This window comes from Sphingomonas arabinosi, assembly GCF_036663715.1.
In the GTDB taxonomy this organism is placed as follows: Bacteria; Pseudomonadota; Alphaproteobacteria; order Sphingomonadales; family Sphingomonadaceae; genus Sphingomonas.
Map to the genome: position 1 here is coordinate 22,071 of NZ_JAXOJN010000019.1, position 7,112 is coordinate 29,182.

The window sequence follows — 7,112 nt, forward strand, 5'->3', positions numbered from 1 at the left end:
CATGGGACTGACCATCGGCCTTCTCCTGGCACTCAGCTTTGTGGTGTCGTTGCTCGCATTGGCGTTCTTGATCTGGGCCGTCGCGAACCGACAGCTCGCGTTCGATCAGACGCAGGCACGCTCCATCTTCGTCGCCGGAGAGGAGGGCCAAGCGGAGGATCCCGGACTGACGTCGGGGTCGGACGGGCCGATAGCACACCATTACGATCCGGCACGCGCGGGCATCGACGCGGTATCAGCAAGACCCGTCACTGTCCTATTGGTAGGCGCAATATTCTGGCTCGTTCTGGGCTCAGTCTTTGGACTGGTGGCGTCTTTGAAACTGCATTGGCCGGATTGGCTCGATGGAGAGGCCTGGCTGACGTTCGGGCGTATTCGGACGCTTCATCTCAACCTTGTGATCTACGGCTGGTCGTCTCTTGGTCTCCTCGCGGTTGTCATGTGGGTGGCGCCCCGCATGTTCCACACCAAGCTTAGGCATCCCGTGCTGCCGATCATCGGCGCGGTTCTCTGGAATATTGCACTTGCGGCCGGTGCAGTCGCAATCGCCAGCGGCTGGACCGATGGCGAGGAATGGCTGGAGATACCATGGCAAATCGATATCCTGATGGCTCTTGCCGGCGCCTTCTTTGTCCTGCCGCTGCTGCGTACGGCGGCAGCGCGCAATGTACGACATATTTACGTCACTGGCTGGTACTGGATCGCGGCAGTCTGTTGGTTCCCGGTTCTGTTCGCCGTAGCAAATGTGCCGTACGTCTTCATGGGTGCCGAACAAGCTAGCGTGAACTGGTGGTACGCCCACAATGTCCTTGGATTGTGGCTGACCCCCCTTGGTGTAGGCGCAGGCTATTATTTCATCCCCAAGATCATCGGAAAACCAATTTACTCTTACAGTCTGTCACTGCTTGGCTTCTGGGCGCTCGCACTGTTCTACAGCCAGGTGGGCATTCATCATCTGATCGGCGGGCCGGTCCCGACGTGGGTTGTGACCCTGTCAATCGTGCATTCGATCATGATGTTCGTGCCCGTGATCGCAGTCGCAATCAATCAGCACGTGACGGTTGCGCAAAATTTGGCGGCCCTCAAGACCTCTATACCCTTGCGGTTCATATCACTTGGTGCCGTCTGTTATACTCTCGCTTCATTCCAAGGGTCAATTGAAGCGGTGCGTTCGGTCAATACCGTGGTACACTTCACGCAATATACAATCGGCCACGCGCACCTTGGGGCGTATGCCTTCGTATCTTTCATATTGTTCGGCGCAATCTATCACATGATGCCACGTGTCACAGGGCGCGCATGGCCTTGGCCGCGGGCAATCACGATGCATTTCTGGCTCGTCGTCACTGGGTTCGCAATTTACTTTATATCGCTGAGCATCGGTGGTGTTCTGCAAGGCTTTGCGATGCTCGACGCTGCGCAACCATTCGAAAACAGCGTGATGCTACTGAAGCCTTATCTAGAGGGGCGTTCGGTCGGTGGTGCCCTCATGACGATCGGTCATCTGCTCTTCGCCGTTCACTTTGCCGTGATGTTGCTACGCCGAAGTCCCGCAAGGCCAAAGGACGCGCCGATGTCGACAACGCCGGCGGTAGCAGCATGAATCGCATCTTGCCGATTGGCATCCTCGCGCTCGCTATTCTGGCCTTCGCAACACTTCTCCTCGTGATCGTGCCAGGCATGCAAATTCGCGCGCAATCGGCGACGCCCGGTCTGCGGCCATATACGCCAATCGAATTGCGGGGTCGGCAGAGCTACGTGTCGCAGGGCTGCGTCTACTGCCATAGCCAGCAGCCGCGAAGCGCGGATCAGGCACCCGATGACGAACGCGGATGGGGCAGGGCTGCGGTAGCATCAGACTATGCTTATGATACGCCGCATCTTCTTGGCACGATGCGCACCGGTCCTGATCTCCTCAACGTCGGCGCTCGGCTTCCCAGTCGTGATTGGCATCTTACGCACTTGTATAAGCCTCGAAGTATCTCGCCATGGAGCATCATGCCAGCCTATCCGTTCCTGTTCGATGTCAAGGCGCATCCTGATCCGGGCGACGTCGTAGTGATGATACCGGCCGGTCAAGGCCCCAGGCGGGGCGTGGTGGTCGCCAAACCGGAAGCGCTCGAGCTTGTCGCCTATCTACTGTCGTTAGACCGGACCATGCCTGCGCTCGCACACAGCGAACGGGATGATGGTTATGCAAAGGCGGAGCGATGAACGATCCGCGCGCACCAGCTGAGACGTTTGAACCCTATGAAGAGCATCACGGCATTCCGCTGCCAGTGCTCTGGATTGCCGTCGCTCTCGCCCTGTGGGGCGTCGTCATGCTGTACCACACCAATCACGCAGTCGGTGTTGCTCGTTCCGAAAGGGCCGGTGAGGCACAGGCGCAAGCAGCGGACACGCCGATGAGCGGCGCGGCGATTTTTGCTGCACGGTGCGCGACCTGCCATCAACCAAACGCTGTCGGTATTGCCGGCGCTATTCCACCGCTTGCCGGCTCACCCTTCGCCGCTGCGAAACCGGAGGTGGTCGCTCAAATCCTCCTTCATGGCATCGATGGCCCGCTTAGCGTTGGTGATGCGATATTCGACGGGCACATGCCGAGCTTCGCCAGCATCCTCTCGGACAACGAACTTGCTCGCGTTGCCAATCATGTACGAAAGACCTGGGGCGGGGCGGAGCGGAGTGTGGACGCCGCCTTCATTGCCGGGCAACGCGCGCGCTTTCCGGCGCGCGACGCGTGGTCGGGCGGCGCGGAGATCGCCCGGACGATTGACCCGGCGCTGCCGCCACAACCGCCAGCCCTCGCAACACGAGACGCGGCGACCGATCCGGCAACCCTCTCTCTGGTGCGTCAAGGAGCCGGCACTGTCTGGGCATGCGCCTCCTGTCATGGTTCTCGGGGGGAGGGGCGTGGGAGCGTGCCACGTCTTGCCGGGCTGCCCAGCGAATATATCACCAAGCAGCTCGGTGACTTTGCCGCTGGCCGGCGCAGCAATGAGACGATGGCGATTATCGCGCGGGCACTGACGACTGGCCAGAGAAGCAGGCTCGGCGCCTATTACGCGGCGATCCGGTCTCCATCGACCGCACGGCCCGAATTGGGTGGTGACCTTGGTCGCGGCGAAACACTGGCGCTTCAGGGCGATTGGTCGAAGGGCATGCCGGCTTGCTTCTCGTGCCACGGGCCATCGGGCTTTGGCGTCACGCCGGCTTTTCCCGCACTGGCTGCGCAACATCCGTCGTACACCGCCGAACAACTCGCCGCGTGGCGGGGCGGCACGAGACGCAATGCTCCCGTCGATATGATGAACAGGATCGCCGCTGCGCTCAGCGACGGAGACCGCCGCGCCGTCGCTGATTATCTCGCCACCCTGCCGCCGGTGCCTGCCGGTGGCCCGAAGGAGACGCTCCATGACCGAGCCGGCACCCGCTGATCCGCCGCCAGATGCGCAGGGAACCCGGCCGCAACGGCATGCCAGTATGGCACGCACTGCCGTCCTCGCGTTGGGTGGGGGGGCAGCTCTCTTTGTCGTTGGTTCGATAGTCGTGGACACAGGGCTCATTGGTCATCGAACCGAAACGCCCAAAAGGTCGCAGGTACAGCCGGCTGCCTTTTCGCCACCCGCAATGTCGTCGATCCCCCAAGGTCCCGAAGGTGACGCGATCAGGCGCGGCATGCAGATCTTCCTCAACCCCGGTACGAACGCCCGTGACTTCGTTGGCAACACTCTAGCGTGTGCGAACTGTCATTTGGATGGAGGGCGAAAACCGGACAGTGCACCAATGTGGGCAGCATGGGTCGCCTATCCAAAATATCGCTCGAAGAACAAGGCGATCAATACGATGGAGGATCGGGTGAAGGGCTGCTTCACCTATTCCATGAACGCGCAAGACGGGCCCACGGGCAAACCGCCCCCATCCGGCTCCGACGTGTACAAAGATCTTGAGGTCTACTTCCACTGGCTTGCCACCAACGCACCGACGGGCGTTGATATGAAGGGGGCGGGCTACCCAAAACTGAAGTTGTCGACTGCCGGCTACGATCCTGCACGCGGCGCGCAAGTCTATGCGCAAAACTGTGCCGCCTGCCACGGTGGCGACGGACAAGGACAGCAGGATATCAACGGGCGCGTGGTCTTTCCACCACTATGGGGATCGCACAGTTATAACTGGGGCGCGGGCATGGCGCGGATTGATAACGCAGCAGGCTTTATCAAGGCCAATATGCCGCTGGGACAGGGCAACCGTCTCAACGACCAACAGGCTTGGGATGTAGCCGCGTTTGTTAACAGTCACGAACGTCCGAAGGACCCGCGCCAGACGGGTACGGTAGCCGATGCCGCGAAAGCCCATCACAAGGATGAGAAGAGCTATTATGGCAAGACGCTCGACGGACGATTGATTGGCGTCGGCACCGCCCGCCCAGGGCACTGAGACCACCTTGGAAACGCGGCAGCTCTTTGCAGTCGAAGGACTGTTTTGCGGCGGCTGTGCACGAGGTCTCGAAACCCGATTGCGGCGGCTCGACGGCGTCGTCGACGCCGGGGTGCATTTCGTCACGGCCTCCGCCCTGCTGCGGTGGGACGATCAACGATGTGATCGTCGCACGATCGAAGATTGCGTCCTGTCGGCAGGCTACCGTTTCATCGAGTACCATGACCTGGCCGCAACGGCAGAACGCATGGCGTCAGCTACGCGTTGGCTTGCGTGGCGACTTTCCGTCGCGCTATTCTTTGGCATGTGGACGATGGCGGCAGCGCTAGTCCTTTATGTCGAACCCGACCTGGATGCTTCAACGGCTTGGTGGCTGGCGCTCGGATCCGGCGTGCTGGCCGCGCCGGCAATCGGTTTCTCGGGAGCATCATTGCTGCGCATGGGCGGCAAATCGTTCAGAATGCGTGTCGCGAGCATCGATCTGTTGCTGACGATCGGCGTCGCCAGTGCCGTTGCTCTCTCGCTAGTCAATTTAGCGCGTGGACGCAGCGACGTCTATTTTGACGCGGCTACGATGCTGATAATGCTTCGCTTGCTGGGTCAACTCATCGAAACGCGTGTTCGCGGTGATGCGATCGGCGCTCTGCAGGCGATCGAACAACTGGCACCCGAACTGGCGCAATTGGCCGATGGCACGGCGCCACGTCCGATCAGGGATATTGCGGTCCATGATCTGGTGGTGGTGGACGCGGGCGCTGCCGTTACCGTCGATGGTATCATTGAGGCCGGTTCAAGTGCGCTCGACCGCACACTCCTGACGGGGGAGGCACGGCCACAAGCGGTCGAACCAGGCGACCGCATTCAGGCAGGCACATTCAACCTGCTGCATAGGTTGACTGTGCGCGTCGATCGGGGACCAGGCGACCGCGATGTCGACCGGATGGGGGGACGTGTTGCGCTGGAAATCGCGGCGCGCGGGGAGCCCGACGGCGAGATGACGAAGCTTGTCGACTGGCTGGTCCGCTTGACGCCGATGCTGACGCTTGTGGTTTTCGCTGGTCGCTGGGTACATACCGGTTCAATTATCGAAGGCATGACGGCCGCTCTTGCTGTTGCGGTAGTGATCTGCCCGTGTGCGCTGACCATCGCGCGGCCAATTACGTTGTTGCGTGCGGTACGGGCAGGAGCCAAGTTGGGCCTCCGGATCGCGGAGCCCGCCGCACTTGATGCCTTGGCAAGGGTCCGGACGATCATTTTCGACAAGACCGGAACGATCACTTCGGGTCACATGGTGGTTGCCGGTGTGACACCTGTGAACGGCTGCGGCTTCGACGATCTGCTGGCTTATGCCGCTCGAGCGGAAACAGGAATCGATCATCCGATCGCCCGTGCCATTATTGCAAAGACAGGGCCAAGGGGGCTCGGGGGGACGCGCGAGATGCGGGGCGCCTCGGCCGACGACGGCATGGGTCGCATGATCCGCGTGACCACTGCCGAGGCGGGGGGCGATGATTTCGCCACACGACTGAGCGTCTGGGTCGATGCAGAGCGGGTCGGCGATTTGACGATCGTCGACGAGGTCGATGAGCACGCTCGAACGACGATCTCCTGGCTACGAAGCCAAGGCGTCAACCTGAAGCTGGCGACGGGGGATGGGCAGGGCGCCGCCCGGGCAGCGGCGCAGGCAATCGGTTTGGCAGCAGACCAGGTGGTTGCCAGCTGCCTTCCGGGGGCGAAAGCCGACCTCGTCCACCGATCCGCCGGGCCGGTGCTGTTCGTCGGCGACGGCATCAATGATGCGCCGGCACTTGCAGCAGCAGACATAGGCATGACCGTTGCACGCGCTCACGCCACCGCCACTGCGACTGCGGCGATTGCGATCGTTGATGGAGGTCTAGAGCGTGTCGTCACCGCGGTACGCCTTGCCCGTCGGACACGCCGCTTGCTGCGTGAAAGTCTCTGGTTTGCGGTTGCCTATAATGCCGTATTCGTTCCTGCGGCGATGCTGGGAACGCTAACCCCCGTGACGGCGGCGATAGCGATGACGGCCAGTTCGATGCTGGTTGTCGTCAACACCTACCGCCTGACATGACATGAAGTAAGGCAGCCTTAAGCTGAGCGGTGAACGAGGTATCTCATACCCGATTCGACGAGGACCACCCCATGGCCGACGTGACGATTTTGCAACTCAACGACTTGCACGGCTATATAGAACCCCATACCGAATTGGTTCGCGATTGCGGTGGAAAGTGGCGGCTCACGACACTTGGGGGGGCGTCGCGGATTGCAGGTCTGTTCGATCAGGTACGCGCTGAACGACCGGGGGCCGTTATAGCGCTCGATAATGGTGACACTTTCCACGGAACTCACGTTGCCGTTGCGAGCAAAGGGCTGGCGCTGGTGCCCATCACCAACGCGCTTGGGTTCGACGCGATGACCGTTCACTGGGAATTTGCCTATGGCCCCTCGGGGGCAAAGCGGATCGCCGAAGCGCTCGATTATCCCATCCTTGCGGCCAACGTCCACCACAAGGCTGACGACGCCTTGTTCTTTCCAGCTGCGTATTCCGATGAAGTGGGCCGGGCGTACCGCTCTGAAGCGGGCCACCGTTCCAACGTGAAACGGGCCACCTGTACCGATCCGAAGCGGGCCACTTAGGGGATGCCTGCCTGGGT

6 protein-coding genes are annotated in these 7,112 nt (G+C 61.2%); all 6 read left to right on the plus strand.

Annotated elements, in window-relative coordinates; genetic code table 11:
- The first annotated feature begins 1 nt into the window (after nucleotide 1).
- The 6 genes from U1708_RS18855 to U1708_RS18880 all read left to right on the plus strand — a co-directional run bounded on the left by U1708_RS18855 (nucleotide 2) and on the right by U1708_RS18880 (nucleotide 7,095).
- Nucleotides 2-1,603 carry a cbb3-type cytochrome c oxidase subunit I gene (locus U1708_RS18855; protein ID WP_332747664.1) on the plus strand — a complete coding sequence of 534 codons (1,602 nt, stop codon included), beginning with the start codon at nucleotides 2-4 and terminating at the stop codon, nucleotides 1,601-1,603.
- Nucleotides 1,600-2,214: a cbb3-type cytochrome c oxidase subunit II gene (locus U1708_RS18860; protein ID WP_332747666.1), complete on the plus strand. Its 615-nt coding sequence runs from the start codon at nucleotides 1,600-1,602 to the stop codon at nucleotides 2,212-2,214. Before U1708_RS18855 ends, U1708_RS18860 begins: the two co-directional genes overlap by 4 nt.
- Nucleotides 2,211-3,437 (plus strand): c-type cytochrome, encoded by a 1,227-nt coding sequence (locus U1708_RS18865; RefSeq protein ID WP_332747668.1) that lies wholly within the window; start codon nucleotides 2,211-2,213, stop codon nucleotides 3,435-3,437. Before U1708_RS18860 ends, U1708_RS18865 begins: the two co-directional genes overlap by 4 nt.
- Nucleotides 3,438-3,630: 193 nt before the next feature.
- Nucleotides 3,631-4,437, plus strand: coding sequence for a c-type cytochrome (locus U1708_RS18870; protein WP_332747671.1), 807 nt, complete (start codon nucleotides 3,631-3,633; stop codon nucleotides 4,435-4,437).
- Nucleotides 4,406-6,529: a heavy metal translocating P-type ATPase gene (locus tag U1708_RS18875; RefSeq protein WP_332747673.1), complete on the plus strand. Its 2,124-nt coding sequence runs from the start codon at nucleotides 4,406-4,408 to the stop codon at nucleotides 6,527-6,529. Before U1708_RS18870 ends, U1708_RS18875 begins: the two co-directional genes overlap by 32 nt.
- A 71-nt stretch (nucleotides 6,530-6,600) precedes the next feature.
- Entirely contained in the window at nucleotides 6,601-7,095 is a 495-nt protein-coding gene (locus U1708_RS18880) for a metallophosphoesterase family protein (protein ID WP_332747675.1), read from the plus strand.
- Nucleotides 7,096-7,112 lie beyond the last annotated feature (17 nt).

What these genes read in the sequence shown, in the direction of transcription:
- U1708_RS18865 (WP_332747668.1), top strand. Translation starts at nt 2,211, where the DNA reads ATGAACGATCCGCGCGCACCAGCTGAGACGTTTGAACCCTATGAAGAG.
- U1708_RS18880 (WP_332747675.1), top strand. Translation starts at nt 6,601, where the DNA reads ATGGCCGACGTGACGATTTTGCAACTCAACGACTTGCACGGCTATATA.
- U1708_RS18855 (WP_332747664.1), top strand. Translation starts at nt 2, where the DNA reads ATGGGACTGACCATCGGCCTTCTCCTGGCACTCAGCTTTGTGGTGTCG.
- U1708_RS18860 (WP_332747666.1), top strand. Translation starts at nt 1,600, where the DNA reads ATGAATCGCATCTTGCCGATTGGCATCCTCGCGCTCGCTATTCTGGCC.
- U1708_RS18870 (WP_332747671.1), top strand. Translation starts at nt 3,631, where the DNA reads ATGTCGTCGATCCCCCAAGGTCCCGAAGGTGACGCGATCAGGCGCGGC.